Below are 1,016 nucleotides of genomic sequence, written 5' to 3'. Positions count from 1 at the left end.
GTGGTGATGAGCATGCCGTCCTGAGCCCGCAGCACCCCATGCCCGTCAGTCCTCAACTCGAAGCCCTCGCCTCTCGAATCTTTCCTGCCCGAGTTGTCCTCGATGCGCGTGATCGCCCCCAGGCTCAGGCTGGAACTCTGGTGATCGCTCTTGAGCTGCGCCTGGATGCGTCCTTCTGTGTCATCCAGGATCAGATGGTTCGATCTTCCCGCCGCACCGTTGCCCCCGCCTTCCGTCAACTCCCGGCTCCTGAACCCGCTCAATGCGCTCTGGCCGGGCAGTTGCCACGGCGGCAGGTTCACCTGGTTGTGCACCCGTCCCATGCAGATCGGCAGGTCCGTGTCTCCCGCGATGAAGCCGACGATCACCTCCTGCCCGATGCGCGGGATCTGGATGCCCCCCAGCTGGTTGCCCGCCCAGGGCGAACTCACCCGCACCCAGCAGCTGCTGTGCTGGTTCTTCTGCCCCAGCCGGTCCCAGGGGAACTGCACCTTGATGCGCCCGAGTTCATCGGCCCACAGGTTCTGGCCCTCGGGGCCCACCACCAGCGCCACCTGGGGGCCGACCATGGCGGGCTTGGGCTGGGTCGGCTCGGGTCGCAGGGGTTCGGTGACGGGATGGGCCGTGAAGTCCACCTGCACGCGCCATTGCTGCTTGCGCTGGGGGCTGGCTTCGCGGTTCTGGCTGTCCTGGGCCACGTCCTCGATGAGCAGGTGGGTGTCCAGGACCAGGTACTCGGCATTGGCTGACTCTCTTGGGTGTTTCGTCAGCCGGAAGGTGCACCCAGGCACCATGCCTCTGAGGTTCCCGCTGGCCCGGGCCCGGGCGCCATGGGTGCGCAGGGCCTGCATGCGCAGCAGGGCCAGCAGATGGCCTTCGTCCTGAGGGTTGCTGCTGCCTGCTCCTGCCCCCGCCCCCGCATGGGGCTGGGCGTAGTGGCTGCCCCCGGCTTCGGCATGCCACTGGTAGACCTCGCTCCCGGCTTGCCCGGTGAGGCGCGGATCGAGCCTGGAGAC

Annotated in this window: 1 protein-coding gene; it reads right to left on the bottom strand. The window is 67.8% G+C overall.

Translation table 11 applies throughout. From position 1 onward, the window contains the following. Positions 1-1,016 (bottom strand): type VI secretion system Vgr family protein (locus D3H34_RS32985; protein ID WP_119558896.1); only part of this gene is annotated, 1,016 nt, incomplete at both ends.

This window comes from Acidovorax cavernicola, assembly GCF_003581445.1.
Note: the sequence above shows the minus strand (reverse complement) of the source record. Positions and strands in the feature narration are given on the sequence as shown.